15 protein-coding genes are annotated in these 16,855 nt (G+C 75.3%); 9 read left to right on the top strand and 6 right to left on the bottom strand.

Annotation, left to right across the window (positions count from 1 at the left end):
* Nucleotides 1-92: 92 nt before the first annotated feature.
* Nucleotides 93-1,289 (bottom strand): alginate lyase family protein, encoded by a 1,197-nt coding sequence (locus tag ACFVTF_RS36740; RefSeq protein ID WP_387818429.1) that lies wholly within the window; start codon nucleotides 1,287-1,289, stop codon nucleotides 93-95.
* A 187-nt stretch (nucleotides 1,290-1,476) separates the two neighbouring features.
* Between ACFVTF_RS36740 and ACFVTF_RS36735 the strand changes: the two genes are divergently transcribed.
* Nucleotides 1,477-1,644, top strand: a complete 168-nt coding sequence (locus ACFVTF_RS36735; protein ID WP_387818427.1) for a hypothetical protein — start codon at nucleotides 1,477-1,479, stop codon at nucleotides 1,642-1,644.
* A gap of 190 nt (nucleotides 1,645-1,834) precedes the next feature.
* Here the strand turns inward: ACFVTF_RS36735 and ACFVTF_RS36730 are convergent, their stop codons facing one another.
* Nucleotides 1,835-3,172 carry a DUF5685 family protein gene (locus tag ACFVTF_RS36730; protein ID WP_387818425.1) on the bottom strand — a complete coding sequence of 446 codons (1,338 nt, stop codon included), beginning with the start codon at nucleotides 3,170-3,172 and terminating at the stop codon, nucleotides 1,835-1,837.
* Nucleotides 3,173-3,529: 357 nt separating this feature from the next.
* Between ACFVTF_RS36730 and ACFVTF_RS36725 the strand changes: the two genes are divergently transcribed.
* From ACFVTF_RS36725 to ACFVTF_RS36715, 3 genes are read left to right on the top strand one after another with little or no spacing between them, the layout of a single operon-like run.
* Entirely contained in the window at nucleotides 3,530-4,093 is a 564-nt protein-coding gene (locus ACFVTF_RS36725; protein WP_387818423.1) for a helix-turn-helix domain-containing protein, read from the top strand.
* Nucleotides 4,090-5,568 carry an MFS transporter gene (locus tag ACFVTF_RS36720; protein WP_387818421.1) on the top strand — a complete coding sequence of 493 codons (1,479 nt, stop codon included), beginning with the start codon at nucleotides 4,090-4,092 and terminating at the stop codon, nucleotides 5,566-5,568. The genes ACFVTF_RS36725 and ACFVTF_RS36720 overlap by 4 nt, the downstream gene beginning before the upstream one ends.
* A gap of 27 nt (nucleotides 5,569-5,595) precedes the next feature.
* Nucleotides 5,596-6,282 carry an alpha/beta fold hydrolase gene (locus ACFVTF_RS36715; RefSeq protein WP_387818419.1) on the top strand — a complete coding sequence of 229 codons (687 nt, stop codon included), beginning with the start codon at nucleotides 5,596-5,598 and terminating at the stop codon, nucleotides 6,280-6,282.
* Nucleotides 6,283-6,310: 28 nt separating this feature from the next.
* Here ACFVTF_RS36715 and ACFVTF_RS36710 read toward each other — a convergent pair whose 3' ends face one another.
* Nucleotides 6,311-7,768 (bottom strand): DUF2252 domain-containing protein, encoded by a 1,458-nt coding sequence (locus ACFVTF_RS36710; RefSeq protein ID WP_387818417.1) that lies wholly within the window; start codon nucleotides 7,766-7,768, stop codon nucleotides 6,311-6,313.
* Between the two features lie 300 nt (nucleotides 7,769-8,068).
* Between ACFVTF_RS36710 and ACFVTF_RS36705 the strand changes: the two genes are divergently transcribed.
* Entirely contained in the window at nucleotides 8,069-9,085 is a 1,017-nt protein-coding gene (locus ACFVTF_RS36705) for a LacI family DNA-binding transcriptional regulator (protein WP_387818415.1), read from the top strand.
* A 101-nt stretch (nucleotides 9,086-9,186) separates the two neighbouring features.
* The gene (locus ACFVTF_RS36700) at nucleotides 9,187-11,619 is read left to right on the top strand and encodes a polysaccharide lyase 8 family protein (protein ID WP_387818413.1); all 2,433 of its coding nucleotides are present in this window, start codon (nucleotides 9,187-9,189) and stop codon (nucleotides 11,617-11,619) included.
* Between the two features lie 51 nt (nucleotides 11,620-11,670).
* Here ACFVTF_RS36700 and ACFVTF_RS36695 read toward each other — a convergent pair whose 3' ends face one another.
* Nucleotides 11,671-12,240: a DinB family protein gene (locus tag ACFVTF_RS36695; protein ID WP_387818411.1), complete on the bottom strand. Its 570-nt coding sequence runs from the start codon at nucleotides 12,238-12,240 to the stop codon at nucleotides 11,671-11,673.
* Nucleotides 12,241-12,296: 56 nt separating this feature from the next.
* The gene (locus ACFVTF_RS36690) at nucleotides 12,297-13,325 is read right to left on the bottom strand and encodes a DUF2690 domain-containing protein (RefSeq protein WP_387818409.1); all 1,029 of its coding nucleotides are present in this window, start codon (nucleotides 13,323-13,325) and stop codon (nucleotides 12,297-12,299) included.
* A gap of 243 nt (nucleotides 13,326-13,568) precedes the next feature.
* On the opposite strand from ACFVTF_RS36690, the gene ACFVTF_RS36685 reads away from it, so the two are divergent.
* Entirely contained in the window at nucleotides 13,569-14,360 is a 792-nt protein-coding gene (locus tag ACFVTF_RS36685) for a methyltransferase domain-containing protein (protein WP_371522050.1), read from the top strand.
* 36 nt (nucleotides 14,361-14,396) lie between these two features.
* On the opposite strand, the gene ACFVTF_RS36680 is transcribed toward ACFVTF_RS36685, so the two are convergent.
* The gene (locus ACFVTF_RS36680) at nucleotides 14,397-15,104 is read right to left on the bottom strand and encodes a TetR family transcriptional regulator (RefSeq protein ID WP_387818407.1); all 708 of its coding nucleotides are present in this window, start codon (nucleotides 15,102-15,104) and stop codon (nucleotides 14,397-14,399) included.
* 80 nt (nucleotides 15,105-15,184) lie between these two features.
* Between ACFVTF_RS36680 and ACFVTF_RS36675 the strand changes: the two genes are divergently transcribed.
* Together ACFVTF_RS36675 and ACFVTF_RS36670 are read left to right on the top strand one after the other, a co-directional pair.
* Nucleotides 15,185-16,054: an SDR family NAD(P)-dependent oxidoreductase gene (locus tag ACFVTF_RS36675; protein WP_387818405.1), complete on the top strand. Its 870-nt coding sequence runs from the start codon at nucleotides 15,185-15,187 to the stop codon at nucleotides 16,052-16,054.
* Between the two features lie 16 nt (nucleotides 16,055-16,070).
* Complete coding sequence (locus ACFVTF_RS36670; protein WP_387818403.1) at nucleotides 16,071-16,814, top strand: SDR family NAD(P)-dependent oxidoreductase; 744 nt, start codon at nucleotides 16,071-16,073, stop codon at nucleotides 16,812-16,814.
* Nucleotides 16,815-16,855 lie beyond the last annotated feature (41 nt).

Below are 16,855 nucleotides of genomic sequence, written 5' to 3'. Positions count from 1 at the left end.
TTCCCGGGAACGCCCGTTCCTGGCAGGCCCGTTCCCGGCGGGCCCGTTCCCCGAACGGACGCCCCCGGAGCCGCCGCTCGCCGCCCGCGCCGTCAGGGCGCGCTGGTGTGGGTCAGGGTCTCCCAGCCGATGAAGTAGTCGGCCCCGAACGGGCTGTGCGTGGCCACGTACTGCCCGGTCTGCGGCATCGCCACGCCCTCGCGCAGGTGGTACTCGTTGTACGCGAGCTGGACGGCCGGGCCGAGGCCGGTCTTCGGCGAGCCGTCGCAGAGCCAGTTCGGTACCTTCGCGCCGTTGTCGTACGCGGTGTGGAACTCCAGCGCCTTGACCAGCCGTTCGCGCCCCTCGCCCCACAGGTCGAGGCCCTGGAGCCGGGCGGTCTCGGCGGTCTGGGCGGCGGCCTCCAGGCCCCAGCCGGTGTGCCCGAAGTCGCGGCAGGTCTCCTGCGACAGCCCGTCCACGAAGGTCGACTGGCCGGACCAGTACTTCACCAGCGCGGCCTTGCCCTGGATCCCGGCCTTGGGCGGCGGGACGGGCAGGGCGCCGTCGGAGGACAGGTAGACGTAGGCGGGCAGGCGCTTGCGCCACATGTCGGCGGCCTGGTCGAAGAGGCCGCGGTCGTCGAGGAAGACCGCGATGCCCATCAGGGCGTCGGTCTGGATGAGCTCCCAGTTGCCGTTCTTGCGCGGGCTGCCGGGGGACAGCAGCGGCACGTAGACGGTGCGCAGCATGGTGGCGAAGCGGTCGATCGAGGCGGTCGGCCAGCCCGCCCCGGAGTGGCGGATCAACTCGGCGGCCCGGGACCAGTTGTTGCCCGACCAGCCGGTCTGCAGCGGGGCGTTGCTGTTGGTGTGCTCCTGGATCACGGCCGACCAGGCGTCCATGATCTCGATCGCCTTGTCGGCGTACCGCTGGTCGCGGGTGAGCACCCACTGGAGGGCGTGGGCGTAGGCGGCCAGCGCGTCGTCGCGCTCGTCCGAACAGCCGTTGTCGGGGTGGGAGCGGGACCCGCACTCGACGGTGGCGCGCGGCCGGGGCCGCCAGTCCAGCGAGGCGTACTTGCTCGACCGGAGGTCGGCGAAGGCGGACGTCCAGGGTTCGGCCCCGGCCGCCAGCTTGCCCTTGACGAAGGCGAGTTGCTGGTCGCCGACCAGCACGCCGGGGTGCTGGAAGGCGGCCCGGGCGCCGTGCGCGGCGGGTGCGGCGGCCCCGGCCGGTGCGGAGGCGAGCGGGAGCAGGGCGGCGAGTGCCGCCGCGGCGATCAGTGTCCTGGTGCGGCTACGTCCCATGGGGAGCTGGTCCTCTCGCGGGGGAGGCGGTCGAGCGTCGATCCCGGGTTAGGAAAGTTGCCTAACACGGGAAGTGAACCACCAACCCCCGCGCGCGCCAAGAGGACCGGCTCCGTTCACCGCCGCACCCGTAGGCGTGCGTTCCGCATTTATCGCCTGTTGATCGTCGGGGCGTAACGTCGGACCCATGAACGAGACGACGGCCGAGTGGCCGGGAGCGGCGCCCGAGGGGCGGATGACGGAGCAGGACACCGAGCGGTTCCGGGAGTTGCTGGCGCGGTTGGAGAACTCGCTGGCGGCGGATCGGACGGCTGACCGGGCGAGGCGCCGGGCGGCGGCCGGGTCCGATGCCTGACGGGCCGGAGCGGCGCCCGGTGGTGGTGCTGCCGCTCTGGCGGCGCGATGAGTCGTACGGGCCGGCGGACCGGCCCGGGGTGCCGCGGGGGCGCTCCGGGCCGGTGGCGGTCGATCAGGTGGCGGTGTCGCAGCTGCCGCCGCTGCCGTCGGCGGCGCGGTGGAATCCGGACGGCTGACGGTACGGCGCGTCAGCAGCTGCAGTCGCAGCAGTCACAACCATCACAACAGTCGCAGCCGTCGCACTCGCAGCAGTTGCAGGGGTCGCAGCAGTCGCCGCAGTCGCAGTCGTGCCGCTGGCACCAGCCCTCCCGGCGCTCCCGGCTGAACGGGTCGTCGTGCTCGCAGCAGAGCAACTGGCAGGTGCAGGCCATCAGGGCCCACACCGCACAGCCGGCCAGCAGGTTGCGCGGGCGCGGCGGCTTGGGACCGATCGGGGTGAAGCCGGGGCCCTGGGGCACCCACGGCGGGAGCGGGGTCTCGCCGGGCTCCTGGCCGGGCTCCTGGCCGGGGGTCTGCCCGGGCGGCGCCTGGCGCGGGGGTGCGTCGTTCGGGTGCTCCCCGGCGGCGGCGTGCGGGCGCCCGTCGGTCGCCGCGTGCGCGGACCCGTCGTCGGCGGACCCGTCGGCGGCGGGCCCGGCGTTCCGGGTCCGGCAGACGGCCGCGTGGGCGGCCGGGCCGAAGACCCGCTCGACGGCCCGCTCGGTCTCGTGCGCGAGCAGCAGGTGCACCAGGGCCCGGTCGGTCAGTTTGACCTCGCGCAGCGCGAGCCGGATGCCGTGGACGGCGTCGCGGCACAGGCGTTCGGCCTCGGCGCGGTCGGTGCCGGTGGCGGTCAGCGGGTTCCAGGCGCCGCCGGCGGCGTCGGCGGCCTGGTCCTCGGCGGCGTCGAGGAGGTGGGCGAGCCGGCCGAAGAGCCGGCCGGCCTCGGCGAGCGGGGCCGCGTTGCCGGGGCGCCCGGCGAGGACGGCGGTGTGCGCGAACGCGGCCGCGGTGGCGGTCTCGGTGGGCTCGGTGACCAGCAGGACGGAACCGCCGGGCGGCAGGGAACGCTCCAACTCGGCCTGCCGGGAGGCGGCTTCGAGCAGCACGCCGGTGTCGAAGCCGACCGTCGAGGCGCTGCCGGCGCTCTTCCGGTCCCACCGCCGGGTGACCGCGCGGGCCCCGACGGCGACCGGTCGGCGGCCGAACACGCCGTCACGGTCCTCGACGTGGTCGCGGATCTTGACCGAGGCGAGGGCGAGCGAGACGGCGGCGGCGAGCCGGGCGCCCTCGCCCCGGGCGACGGAGGCGGTGCGCATGCCGCGCAGCGGGCAGGGCCCGGCGGTGCGCCGCCAGGAGGCGTCCTCGCGGGCGGCCTGGGCCTCGACCAGGACCGAGATGATCAGGCCGTCGTAGTTGGTGGCGGTGCGGGCGAGTTGGCCGTGGTCGTCGCGCAGCGCGAGGCAGAGGCCGCACAGGTGCGCCAGCCACGATGCCTGAAGCCGTTCGGACAGCCGGTGCTTGCACGGTCTGATGATGCCGAACATGATTCCCCCTCGCCGATGGGCCGCTGACCAGCCCCGATCCGCCGAACATCATATGATCACCGCCCCTCCCGGGCCGAGGGGTCGAGGGGCGGAGGAATCGAAGGGCCGGAGGAATCGAAGGGCCGGAGGAATCGAAGGGCCGGAGGAATCGAAGGGCCGGAGGAATCGAAGGGGCGGAGGAGCCGGAGGAAAGGGCGGAGCCGGGGGAAAGGGCGAGGGCGCGAGGAGCGCAGGGGCGTGCACCCGAACACGCCGCGCCGTCCCGGCCGAGTCCACGCCTCCCGCCCTTCTCCACGCCCCGGCCACAGCGGCCCGCGCCCCTGGGAGTGATCTCATATCCGGGATAGCATCGCGAATATGGGAATCGAGACGGCCGCCGACGAGCGGCTCGCCGACCGGCTCGCCGAATTGAGGCTGGAGCGGGGCTGGACGCTGGAGGAACTGGCCCGGCTGGCGGACGTCAGCCGCTCCACGCTGTCGCGCGTCGAACGGGCCGAGGTCAGCCCGACCGCCGCGCTGCTCGGGCGGCTCTGCGCCGTCTACGGGCGGACCATGTCCCGGCTGCTCGCCGAGGTCGAGTCGGCCCCGGCCCGGCTGGTGCGGGCCGCGGACCAGCGGATCTGGCGGGACGAGACCACCGGCTTCGTCCGCCGCTCCGTCTCCCCGCCGCACGGCTCGCTGCGCGCCGAGATCGTCGAGGGCCGGCTGCCCGCCGGCGCCGACATCGCCTACGACCGCCCCTGCGTGGCGGACCTGGAACACCACCTGTGGGTGTTCGAGGGGGTGTTGGAGCTCACCGTGGACGGCGAGCGGCACCTGCTCGGCCCCGGCGACTGCCTGCGCTACGTCTCCGGGACCAGCCGCTTCCGAGCCCCCGGCCCGGACGACGCCCGGTACGCCCTGGTGGTGGTGGAACCGTGAGGCGCCCGAAGACCCGGATAGCCACCGGGCCCCGCGAGCGCTTCGACGCCGCCGGGCGCCGCGTCCTGCTGGTCTGCGTCGCCGGCGGCTTCACCACGCTGCTCGACCAGTCCGTCCTCAACACCTCCATCCCGGCCCTGCGCGAGAGCCTGCACGCCCAGCCCGCCCACCTCCAGTGGATCGTCGCCGGCTACTCGCTCGCCTTCGGCCTGGCCCTGATCCCCGGCGGGCGGCTGGGAGACGTCAGGGGCCGCAAGTGGTTCTTCGTCACCGGCCTCGCCCTGTTCACCCTGGTCAGCCTGGTCTCGGCGACCGCCACCGCACCCGAGGTGCTGATCGCCGCCCGGCTGCTCCAGGGCGTGGGCGCCGGGCTCGTCAACTCGCAGATGATCGGCACCCTCCAGGACGTGTTCGACGGCCAACTACGGGCCCGCGCCCTCGGCATGTACGCCGTCACGGGCGGGCTGGCCTTCGCGCTCGGCCCGCCGATCGGCGGCGCGGTCCTGGCGGCGGCCGGCCCCGAGCACGGCTGGCGGCTGACCTTCCTGCTCAACGTGCCGTTCGGCCTGGCCACCGTCGCGCTGGCGGTGCGTCACCTGCCCAGGCCGCGCCCGAGCGCCCGGCACGCCGACCTCGACCTGGTCGGGCTGCTGCTGGTCGCCGCGCTCACCCTCGCCCTGATGCTGCCGTTCGTCCAACCGCCCGGCTGGACCGGCTGGCTGGCCTTCGCCGCCGTCGCCGTCCTGCTGCTCGGCGCCCTCGCCTGGTGGCAGCGCCGCTACGCCCGCTCCGGCGGCCACCCGCTGATCCATCCGGCACTCACCCGCTCCGCGCCGTACGCGCTCGGCACCGTGACCGCGATGGCCCAGTTCGGCTCCTCGCTCGCCGCCGGACTGGTGCTCACCATGTTCCTCCAGGACGGCCTCGGGCTCTCCCCGATGGGCGCCGCACTCGTCGCGCTGCCCTCGGCGGTGGCCATGGGCGTCGCCTCCGCGCTGGCCTGGCGGGTGGTGCAGCGCTTCGGGCGGCGCACCGTCACCGCGGGCATGACCGGCTCCGCCCTGGTCATGCTGGCGAGCGGGCTGGTCGCGCACTGGGCGCCCGCCGCCGTCCTGCCCTGGCTGCTGGCGCTGCTGCAACTGTTCGGCGGCGCCTCGATCGGCGTGATGGGCGCCACCAACCAGGCGTACGTGCTGCGCCACGCGCCCGCCGAGGCGGCCGGGGTGAGCGGGGCCATCCTGCAGATGGCGCAGCGGATCGCGGCGGCGGTCGCGGTCTCGGCGCTGTCCGGCGTCTACCTGCGGCAGACCGCCGGGGGCGGCGACCACCGCTCCGCCTACCTGGCCACCAGCGTGGTGTGCGCGGCGGTCGCCGCCCTCGCCGTCCTGGCCTCGGTGTTCGCCGGCCGGCGGGCGGCCCGGGAGGCGACCGGCGAGCCCGTCGCGGTGAGCCGTGGGCGAACAGCGGTCCGCTAGCGCAGGCCCGCAGCTACGGTGGCGGGCATGACCGAGAACCGGACCGTGGACCTGCCCGAGGTGGCGCTCGCCTACCGGGAGAGCGGCCCGCCGGACGGCCCGGCGCTGGTGCTGCTGCACGCCCTCGGGGAGCGCGCCACGGACTGGGATGTCGTCCTGCCGGAGCTCGCCCCAGGGCACCACGTGTACGCGCTCGACCTGCGCGGCCACGGCGACAGCGGCCGCACCGCCCGGTACGGCCTGGAGGAGATGCGCGACGACGTGCTCGCCTTCCTCGACGCGCTCGGCCTGGCGCGGGTCGACCTGGTCGGCCACTCGATGGGCGGCGTGGTCGGCTACCTGGTCGCCCAGGCCCGGCCCGAGCGGATCGGCCGGCTGGTCCTGGAGGACATCCCGGCACCGCACCCGCGCCCGGCCGGCGCGGTGCCGGACGCGCCGGAGGAGCCGGTGCACTTCGACTGGGCCGTGGTGAAGGCCGTCAAGGCGCAGGTCGACACCCCCGACCCGGCCTGGCTGGCGGGGATGGCCGGGATCACCGCCCGCACCCTGGTGGTCGCGGGCGGCTCGGCGAGCCACGTCCCGCAGGAGCGGCTCGCCGAGCTCGCCCGGCTGATCCCGGACTGCCGGATGGTCACCATCGAGGCCGGGCACCTCGTGCACGGTGCCCGGCCCGCGGAGTTCGTCGCCGCGGTGGCGCCGTTCCTGTCCGCCTGACCCAGGCGTCCTGACCCGGACGCGCCGGTCAGACGCCGAACTCGGCCGGCAGCCGGCCGGCCCGCACCGCCGCGACCAGGTCGGCGTGGTCGGCCTCGGTCCGGTCCGCGTACGCGACGGCGAAGGCGGCGACCGCCTCGTCCAGCGCCTCGCTCCGGCCGCAGTAGCCGGCCAGCAGGCCGGGGTCGGCGGTGTGCGCGTGCGCCCGGGCCAGCAGGGCGCCGGTGATCCGGGCGTAGTCGTCCAGTTGGCCCGGCAGCAGCGCGGCCGGGTCGACGCTGCCCTTGCGGTTGCGGAACTGCCGGACCTGGTAGGGGAGTCCGTCCACCGTCGTCCAGCCCAGCAGGGTGTCGCTGACCACCTGCATGTGCTTCTGCCCGAGCACCACCCGGCGGCCCTCGTGGCCGTCCTGGCCGGCCACCGGGTGGCCCGCGCGCTCCAGGTACGGCAGCAGCACGGACGGGCGGGCCTCCTTCACCTGGAGCACCAGCGGCTGGTCCCGGTGGTCGGTGAGCAGCACCACGTACGAGCGGGTGCCGACGCTGCCGGTGCCCACCACCCGGAACGCCACGTCCTGCACCCGGTAGCGGGACAGCAGGGTGCGCACCTCGGCGGGCACCGTCGCCACGTACGGGCCGAGCGACTGCGCGACGGCCCGCGCGGTCGCGTCGGTCACCTCGGTGAGCACCGGCGGAGCGGCCGTGAACCGCCGGCCGCCGTCCGCCGTCCGGGCGGTGCTGCGGGCGGCGAATCTGGCGCTGGTATTGCCCAGCGCCTTCGCGCCGACCTTGCGCAGCACCTCGGCCAGGTCGTGCGCCTCGGTGAAGGAGACCAACTGCTCGTCCGCGACGGCGTTCCAGGCGTCCAGCGCGGGCAGCTTGGCGAGCGTGCGCATCGTCCGGCGGTACGAGCCGGCCGCGTGCTGGGCGGCCTCCCGGGCGGTGGTCTCGTCGGCCCCGGTCTCGCGGCCGGCCAGCACCAGGCTCGCGGCCAGCCGCTTGAGGTCCCACTCCCACGGACCGGGCACGGTCTCGTCGAAGTCGTTGATGTCCATCACCAGTTGCCCGCGGGCGTCCCCGTACAGCCCGAAGTTGGCGGCGTGCGCGTCCCCGCACAGCTGGGCGCCGACCCCGGTGTCCGGGGTGCCCGCCAGGTCGGCGGCCATCAGTCCGGCCGAACCGCGCAGGAACGCGAACGGCGTGGCGGCCATCCGCCCCACCCGGATCGGCACCAACGCGGCGATCCGGCCCGCGTTGGACGCCTCGATCGCCTCGACGGCCGTCGGCCGCCCGGGCCCGGTCGAGAACTCCGCGTGCCGCTCCCGGGGGATGCGCCCGCGCAGCGCCTTCCCCCGCTCCCGCGCCCGCTCGCCCCGCCCCGACGCGAACCCGGCCACCGCGAACGCCCGCCGCCCCTGCGGCGCAGCTCCGTCCACACCGGCCACGGCCCCGTCCGCCACCTCGGCCACCTCGGTCACCTGCGTCACCTGCGTCACCGCTCCCCACCCGTCCCTTCCGGCTCCCACCCACCCGCGACCTGCGCGAACGGCCTGCAGGGGGAGTGACGTCCGACATCTGACGACGGTTCCTGAGCCCGGCGGACGCGAGACGGCCGACGAGCAGCCGGCGGAGGTCGTTCGGAGGTCTTCGGAGGTCTGCGGAAGCGGGAAGGGCGGCCGCCCGTATCCTCGGGGCACGGCCCGCCGTGGAGGCCGGGCACGGAGCAGGTCGGGACCGGGGGGACAGCGGTGAGCGACGGGGGGAGAGCCCGGCGGGGCAGGCCCACGGTGAACGACGTGGCGGCGCTGGCGGGCGTGTCGATGGCGACGGTGTCGCGCGTGCTGGCGGGCGACTACCCGGTGGCCGGGGCCACCCGGGAGCGGGTGCTGCGCGCGGTGCGCGACCTCGACTACGTCGTCAACGCGCAGGCGCGGGCGCTGGCCGGCCGGCGGTCCCGGACGGTGGCGATCCTGCTGGGCAACCTCGCGGCGCCCTTCCACAACCGGGTCGCCCACGGCGTGGAGCGGCAGGCGGTGGACGAGGGCTGCCTCTGCCTGGTGGCGGCGACCGACGACGACCCCGACCGCGAACTGACGCTGGTCGAGGAGATGCGGGCGCGCGACGTGGAGGCGGTCGTGCTGGTGGGCGGGGTGGAGGACAGCCCGGGGTACCGCACCCGGATCGCCCGGCTGGCGGGCATCCTGGACGCGGCCGGCTCCCGGCTGGTGCTCTGCGGCCGGCCGGCCCCGGGGGAGGAACTGCCGCTGACGGCCGTGCACTACGACAACGCGGGCGGCGCGCGGGCGGCCGTCGACCACCTGCTGGCGCTGGGCCACCGGCGGATCCTGTTCCTCGGCGGGCCGGCCGCGACCACCACCACCCGGGAGCGCCTCGCCGGGTACGAGGCCGCGCTGGCGGCCCACGGCCTGCGCCGCCCGGCCGAACTGACGGTGGAGGGGTGCCACACCCGGGACGGGGCGCGGGCCTGGCTGCGCCGCCGCCTGGCCCAGGGGCCGCCGGACTTCTCGGCGGTCTTCGCGCACGACGACGACGTGGCGGCCGTCGTGCTGACGGTCCTGCGGGAGCACGGGATCGACGTGCCCGAACAGGTCTCGGTGGTCGGCTTCAACGACCTGCCCGGGGCCGAGGACCTCAGGCCCGGCCTGACCACCGTGCGCATCCCGCACCTCGACCTCGGCCGCACGGCGCTGCGCCTCGCGCTGCACCGCCCCGGGCCCGAGCCGCAGCGGGCCGTCCTCGCCACCGAGCTGGTGCCCCGCGGCTCGACGGGGCCGGTCGGGTAGCTGGAACTCCGGTCACGGACCCGTGCCGGAAGCGTTGTCCTCGCGATAGAAAGCGCTTACTCTCCTGTCGGACAAGGGAGTTCGCGAGGAAGGACGGCCCGATGGACAGCTCGTGGACGAAGACCGGTGATCCGGCGGCGATACCGGTCCTGAGCAGGCGCGGACTGCTCAGGACCAGCGCGGCCGCCACCGCCGCGGCGGCCGCGTGGTGGCTCGGCGGGCCCACCGAGGCCCGGGCCGCCGACAACTACGACGCGATGCGCGCGGCCTGGTCCGAGCAGCTGACCGGCACCGGGTACGACCCGGCCGCCCCGCCGTTCGCCCGCGCGCTCACCGCGCTGGGCGACCAGGCGCGGGGCCACCAGGCCGCGTTGAGCCCGCAGGCCGGGTCGCTCTGGCCCGACCTGCCGGTCGGCTCGGCCTCCGCCGCCGTCACGTCGACGGTCGGTCGGCTGCGGCTCATGGCCCTGGCCCTCACCCGGCCGGCCACCGGCTCGACGGGCGATCCCGCCCTCGGCGCCGCCGTCGCGACCGGCCTGGACTGGGTGCTCCAGCGCGCCTACACCGCCACCACCACGTCGTACGGGAACTGGTGGGACTGGCAGATCGGCGCCCCCCAGGCCCTGCTGGACGTGTGCGTGCTGCTCGGCGACCTCCTGACGGCCGAACGGGCGGCCGCGTGCGGTGCGGCCGTGGACCACTTCGTCCCGTCCTCGGTGGTCGACAAGTACACCGGGACCAGCACCGGGGCCAACCGGGTGGACCTGTGCCGGGTGCTCGCGCTGCGCGGTGTCATCGGCCGCTCGGCGGCCCCGGTCGCCGCCGCGCAGCGGGGGCTGTCACCGGTGTTCCGCTACGTGACCACCGGCGACGGGATCTACGCCGACGGCAGCTTCGTCCAGCACACCTGGGTGCCGTACACCGGCAGCTACGGCGAGGTGCTGCTCGGCAGCCTGAGCCGGCTGCTGCGCCTGCTCGCCGGTACGCCCTGGGCCGTCACCGATCCCGCGCTGCGGAACGTCTTCACCGCCGTGGACCGGGGATTCCTGCCGTTCCTGTTCAACGGCCTGGTGATGGACGGGGTTTCGGGCCGCGCCGTCAGCCGGGGCGTGCAGGCCGGCGACGCGCGGCGGGCCCGCCTGGACGACCACGTGCGCGGCCACGCCCTGCTCGGGGACGTCCTGCGGCTGGCCGACTCCGGGTCGGTGCCGGCCGCCCAGGCGGCGGCCTGGCGCGCCGCCGTGAAGGGCTCCCTCCAGCGCGACCAGGTGCTCCCGTACCTGTCCAACGTCCTCGCCGACGTCCCCGAACTCGCCCGCGCACAGGCCCTCCTGGCGGACTCCGGCACCCGGGCGGCGGACGAGGGCACGGGCAGCCGGGTGTTCACCATGGACCGGGCCGTCCACCGCCGGCCCGGCTGGAGCGCGCAGCTCAGCCTGTCCTCGTCCCGGACCGCCTTCTACGAGTGCGGGAACGGCGAGAACCTGCGGGCCTGGCACAGCGGCAGCGGAATGCTCTACTGGTACGGCGGCGAGCAGGGCGACGAGCAGTACAGCGACTCCTTCTGGCCCACCGCAGACCCCTACCGGCTGCCCGGCACCACCGTGTCGACGCGCCCGCTGGCCGACGGCGCCGGCGGCGACTGGGGCCAGGCCCGCCCGGCGACCGCCTGGGCGGGCGGGGCGAGCGACGGCGACCGGTCGGTGGTCGGCCAGGACGTCCGGGGCCTCGGCTCCACCCTGGTCGGGCGCAAGTCCTGGTTCTGCCTGGACGATTCGATCGTCTGCCTCGGCGCGGGCATCGGCTGCACCGACGGCGTCGCCGTCCGCACGACCGTCGACCACCGCAACCTCGGGGCCCGCGAGGACCGGGAGTTCGTGCTGGACGGCGTCAGCCAGCCCGCCGACCCCGGCTGGAGCCGGAGGGCCGACGGCGTCCGCTGGGCGGCGCTGGCCGGGTCGGGCGCCTGGGTGTTCCCCGACGGCGCCACCCTCGACCTCGCCCGCGAACGGCGGACCGGGGCGTGGGCCGACATCAACCGGGGCGGGGCGCCCGACCCGATCACCCGGACCTACCTGTCGATCGGCCTCGACCACGGCACCGACCCCGTCGACGGGACGTACCACTACGTGCTGATGCCCGGGGCCGGCCCGGAGCAGGCGGCGGCCCGCGCGGCGGCCCCGACGGCCACCGTGCTCGCCAACACGGCCGACGTCCAGGCGATCAGCGTGCCCGGACTCGGACTCACCCTCGCCAACTTCTTCTCCCCCGGCACCGTCGGCCCGCTGACCGTCTCCGCCCCCTGCTCCGTCCTGCTCCGCGAGAACGGCGACGAACTCTCCGTCGCCCTCGCCGACCCCACCCGGAAGGCGGCCACCGTCCAGCTGACGCTGGCGAGGGACGGCTACCGGCTCGCGAGCGGCGGCACCGGCATCACGGTGGTCTCGGACTCCGGGCCGCTGGTGCTGCGCTGCGCGGTGGCTGGCACCGGGGGAGCGAGCCTGTCGGGGGTCTTCCGGCGGGGCGCCGCCTGACGGGGCCGGCCTCCGAGGCCGGCCGCTGGGTTCAGCGCACCGGGACGGGACTCACTGGCCGACCCGCCCGTCGAGGCACTCGCGCAACAGGTCGGCGTGCCCGCAGTGACGGGCGTACTCGTCGATCCTGTGCACCAGCAGCTCTCGCACCGCGATGCCGTTCTTCCCCAGCCGCACGCCCGGATCGGGGTGTGCGGCCAGGGCGGCGTCGGTGGCGGCCTGTTCGCGGGCCAGGTCGGCGAAGGCCGCGTCGACCTCGGCCTGCTCGGCGACGGCTCCGTCGAAGTCCGCGTCCCGCTTGCCGTAGAGCTTCGGCAGCGGATCGCCGTCGCTGATCCAGCCGCGCCAGTCCCGTTCCACCTCGGCGAGGTGCCGGACCAGGCCGAGCAGCGACATCGTCGACGGCGGGACGGAGCGGCGGGCCAGCTGCTCCGGGTCCAGGCCCTCGCACTTCATCCGCAGGGTGTGGCGGTAGTTCGTCAGGAAGTCGTTCAGGGTGGCGAGTTCGCCGTCCGGGCTGACTCCCTCGCTGTTGCGGGGGTCGTCGTCCGGGTCGGCCCACATGTCGGGGTAGACGGTCGCCTGGGTCCATCGCTCGGGTTGGTCGCTCATGCGGGCCATGCTCGTTCGTGCGGACCCGGGCCGCCAGTGGGTTTCGCCGCGATGGCGGCGGCTCCTCAGGGCGTCGGCGTCGGCGTGGGCGTGGGTGTCGGCGCGGGCGTGGGAGCGGCGGCCGGAGGCGGAGGGCTGGGGAGGGCGCTCGCGCGGGCCGCGAGGTCGGTGACGACGCCGGTGCAGCTGTCGCCCTCCTTCTGGTGGCCGCACACCTGCAAGGTGGTGTCGCCGGGGCTCGCGTCAACCATCACGGAGTAGTTGTCGTAGCCCCAGTGGATCAGGGCGGTCTCCTGCCAGCCGTGGTTGGTGGTGATGGTGGCGCTGTCCCCGGGGGAGCCGTCGGTGATCCCCGACCAGGCGGCCCGGCAGCGCGGGCTGTAGTGGACGTAGAGGACGACCTTGCCCACGTTGCCGGTCAGCAGGGTGCGCTGGTCGACGTCGCACCGCATGGCCTGGGGGTCCTTGCCCGCGCAGCCGACGCCCTCGCAGAGCGGCGCCGGCCCGGCGGTCGCCGTCGCCGCCGCCGTCTTCGGCGGGAGCGTCGCCGCCGATGCCGTGCCGTTGCCGCCGTGCGGGCCGCGCAGGTACAGGACCGCGAACAGGATGAGCACGGCGGCGACGGCGGCTCCCACGCCGGCCGCCGGCCGCCGCCACGGGGCGGGCCGCGGCGGGGCGGGGGCTGCGTCGGGCGCTTCGGCCGCCGGCTCGGGCGCCTCGGCGGGCACTGCGGGCGCGGGCTCGGCGGCTTCGGCCGGCGCTGCGGGCTGGGCCCCGGGGGCTTCGGCCGGCGCGGGTGCGGCCCCGGGGGAGAGCGCCTCGTCCGCGCCGCGCGCGGCCTCGGCCTTCCGCAGCAGGGAGGTGAGCAGATCGGCGTCGCACTCGACCGTGGCGATCAGGCCGGCCAGGGCCTGCGGGGTGATCAGGCGCTTCCCGTTCAGCCAGCGCTCCCAGGAGGCCTTGCTGAGGTAGGTCCTCTTCCCGAGTTCGGCCAGTGAGATCTGGTGCGCGTCCTTGACCGCACGCAGTTCCTCGGCCAGACGCCGAGCGGGTTCCGAAAGATCGTCAGGGAGCGGCTTCCAGGACTGGCTCATCGCGGGGGCACCTCGGGCGGGTCGGCGGAGGATGCAGATTGATCCACTTTCGGATGATCAGTTTAAGCGCTCGATTCCCCTCGGCTCCCGCCCGCCCTCGCGACCCCGGCGGGCAGGCCGACGGCGCAACGGCGTGTCCCCGGGGCGCCTTCGCGCGCCCGGCGCCGATCGCCTACCATCGCGGTCGGCCGCGTCGAGCGACGGGCGGGGCGACAGGCAAGGGCGATCCGAGAGGCGCGGAGCATGGGCGACGAGCGCGGCTACCTGCTGGACAACCGGCAGCGGGAGGCGGGGCGACGGTTCGAGGGCATCGCCGAGCTGTTCGACCCGTGGACCCTGGAGCACCTGGACCGGCTGGGCCCGGCCGACGGGCACCACTGCTGGGAGGTGGGTGCGGGCGGCCCGGGCATCCCGCTGGCGCTGGCCGAGCGGGTCGGGCCGACCGGCCGGGTCCTGGCCAGCGACCTCGACACCAGCTGGCTGACCGGACTGCCCGCCGACCGCGTCGAGGTCCTGCGGCACGACGTCACCCGCGACCCGCTGCCCGACGAGCTGTTCGACCTGGTGCACGTCCGCCTGGTGCTGGTGCACCTGCCCGACCGGGCCGAGGTGCTGCGACGGCTGGCGTCGGCGGTCCGGCCCGGCGGCTGGCTGGTGGTCGAGGACGCGGACCCGGCCCTGCAGCCGCTCGCCTGCCCGGACGAGCACGGACCGGACCAGGAACTGGCGAACCGGGTGCGCCGGGCGTTCCGGGCCCGGCTCGCCGAGCGCGGCGCCGACCTCGCCTTCGGCCGCACCCTGCCCCGGCTGCTCCGCGAGGCGGGCCTGACGGACGTCGCCGCCGAGGCGTACTTCCCCGTCACCTCCCCGGCCTGCCGGGAGCTGGAGGCGGCGACGGTCCGTCAGCTCCGCGACCAGCTGGTCGGCCCCGACCTCCCCGCCGCCGACCTGGACCGGCACCTGGCCAACCTCCGCGACACCGAACTGGACGTGACCACCGCCCCGCTCATCACCTGCTGGGGCCGGCGCCGGTAGCCGACCACCACCGCAGGAACGGCCCCTCGGTGAAGCTCAGTCCCCGACCGGCGGGGTCGTCGAGGCGACGGCATAGCCGGTGAGCAGGGCGGCCAGGATGTCGGTGAGGCGGGGTTCGACCTCGACGACGGAGTGGCACAGTTCGGGGTCCGTCTCGTAGAAGGCGCGCAGCGTCGTGCCCGGCGCGGCCATCTGCCACAGGGCTCCGGCCATCGACGTCGCGGTCACCGCCACGCTGCGCGCCTGGTCGGCGTCGAGCGGGGTGACCGCGCGCAGCGCGGTGCCGATCTCCGCCACCTCCGCGATGGCGCGGAGCTTGAACGCCCGGACGGTGTCCAGGGAGACGTTCCGTTCCAGGTTCAGCGGCGTGTGCGCGAGCAGGTCGCAGAAGAGCGGGCGGGCCACCAGGGAGTGGGCCAGGACGCCGGCGATCGAGCGGGCGGCCTTCTCCCGTTCCGGCCCGGCGGCGTCTGCGTAGGGCCGGACGGCGTCGAGGCGGCTGCGCACCTCGGCCGACCACTCCTGCCAGCCGTCCGCCGCCAGGCGCAGGAAGATGTCCTCACGCGTCTCGAAGTAGCGCAGCATCGCGGACTTGTGCATGCCGACCTCGTCGGCGATGGCGGTCACGGTCACCGCCCGGACTCCGTTCGCCGTGGCGAGGCGTTCCGCCGCGGCCAGGATCGCGTTCTCGCGGGCGCGCTTGGCCTCGGGGGTGCGGGCGCGCTGGAAGTCCGGGTCGGTCATTGCTCCACTATAGCGAAACAATGTTGCACTAACAGCGCAACGGGGTTGCGTTAATAGCACAACGGTGTTGCAGTAGAACCATGAGCACGCAACCGCAGACATGGTTCATCACCGGCTCCTCGCGCGGCTTCGGCCGCGCCCTGACCACGGCGGCCCTGGCGGCCGGCGACCGGGTCGTGGCGACGGCCCGCAGGCCCGCGCAGCTGGACGACCTGGTCGCCGGGTACGGCGAGCGCATCCTCCCGGTGCCCCTGGACGTCACCGACGCCGCCGCGGCCGAGGCCGCCTTCGCCGCCGCGCGCCAGGCGTTCGGCCGGGTCGACGTCGTCGTCAACAACGCCGGCTACGCCAACCTCGCACCTGTGGAGACCGCCGCCGAGACGGACTTCCGCCGCCAGTTCGACACCAACTTCTGGGGCGTCTACAACGTCTCCAAGGCCGCGTTGCCCCTGCTCAGGGAACAGGGCGCCGGCCTCGTGATCCAGTTCTCCTCCATCGGCGGGCGCGTCGGAGGGAACCCGGGGCTCGGCTCCTACCAGGCGGCCAAGTTCGCCGTCGACGGCCTCACCCGCGTCCTCGCCGCCGAGACGGCGCCGCTGGGGATCCGCTTCCTGGTCGTCGAGCCGGGCGGGTTCGCCACCGACTGGGCCGGAGCCTCGATGGAGGTCGACGACGTCCCCGCCGAGTACCAGGCCACCGTGGGCGCCATGGCGGAGCTGCTGCGCAGCGGCGCCGCGTCCGTGGGCGACCCGGACCGCGCGGCGGAGATCCTGGTCCGGATCGTCAAGGCCGGGAATCCGCCCGCACACCTGCTGCTGGGCGGCGGCGCGGCCCGGATGGCCCTGGACCACTCCCACGGCCAGATCGCCGAAGCCACCGCCTGGCAGGCCGTCTCGGCCTCCGCCGACACCGGCGCGGACTACCCGGTCGACCTGCCCGCCGGCGGCTGACGAAGGGGTGGGACGGATGCGACCCTTCACCGGGAGAACCGCACTGGTCACCGGCGCCGGATCGGGCATGGGGCGCGCCACCGCGATCCTGCTGGCGCGGCGGGGCGCCGCCGTCACCGTCGTCGGCCGGCGGGAGCACAGGCTCGCCGAGGTGGTCGCGGAGATCACCGCCTCCGGCGGGCGGGCCCTCGCCGTCCCGGGAGACGTCAGCAGGCCCGACGACCAGGAACGCGCGGTCGCCCGTACCGTCGAGGAGTTCGGCGCCCTCCACCACGCCGTCAACAACGCCGGCGTGTCCGGCGACTTCACCCCGCTGCCCGAGATGACCCCCGAGCAGTGGCGGCGCACCGTCGACATCGACCTCAACAGCCTGTTCTACGGGATGAAGTACCAGATCCCGGCGATCCTGGCGGCCGGCGGCGGCGCGATCGTCAACGTCTCCAGCGTGTTCGCCGACCGGGGAGGTCCGACCGCGGAGTACTCCAGCGCCAAACACGGCATCCGCGGCCTGACGCGCACCGCGGCGATCCAGTTCGGAGGGCAGGGAGTGCGCGTCAACGAAGTGCAGCCCGGTGTCATCGACACCGAGATGACCCGGGCCGACCCCGACGGCACCCGGCGGGTCGTGGACAGCGGGATCCCGCTGGGGCGGGTCGGTTCCGGGGAGGAGATCGCGACGGCCATCGCGTTCCTGCTCTCCGACGACGCCTCCTACGTCAACGGCAGCCACCTCGCCGTCGACGGCGGCTTCCTGGCCTGAGCCGCGTCGGCCGCGACGGACCCGGCGGGGCGGGTCCGTCG

The sequence above is a fragment of the Kitasatospora sp. NPDC057940 genome (assembly GCF_042887425.1).
GTDB lineage: Bacteria > Actinomycetota > Actinomycetes > Streptomycetales > Streptomycetaceae > Kitasatospora.
Note: the sequence above shows the minus strand (reverse complement) of the source record. Positions and strands in the feature narration are given on the sequence as shown.